Here is a 385-nt window from a genome sequence, read left to right on the forward strand (position 1 = left end):
CGATTCGCCGGTGGCGAGCCAATAGTCGTCGCGGTCACCTTCGACCGTTAGCCAGATTTCACCCGAGATCACCTTGAAAGTGGACGGGCGCGCGACGCGCCACGCGGCCACCGGCTCGTCATGTTCCAGTTCAAAAATCCGCACTTCACGCATGGCCGTTCTCCTTCAGAGGGCTTTTGTGTTGTATCGATTATTGTCGTGCGATCATCGGATACCCATGCACAGTTCCGAACAGTTTCATCGGAACTGTGCAGTCGAAAAACCGAACAGTTGGCGTGTGTGAGCTCCTGAACCGCACCGCACGTCTTGTCCGGGAAGGAAAGCACATGCGACTTGAGATTCAGCTTGATAGAGACAACGGCGTACCGCTGACGGAGCAGATCGT

The 385-nt window shown here is 55.8% G+C and carries 1 protein-coding gene; it reads right to left on the reverse strand.

Annotated elements, in window-relative coordinates; translation table 11 throughout:
- Positions 1 to 153, reverse strand: a 153-nt coding sequence (locus SB753_RS35185) for a DUF2917 domain-containing protein (protein WP_410804674.1), incomplete at its 3' end; no start/stop codon positions are given.
- Between the last annotated feature and the right edge of the window lie 232 nt (positions 154 to 385).

The organism is Paraburkholderia sp. SIMBA_053 (assembly GCF_046534895.1).
GTDB lineage: Bacteria > Pseudomonadota > Gammaproteobacteria > Burkholderiales > Burkholderiaceae > Paraburkholderia > Paraburkholderia caledonica.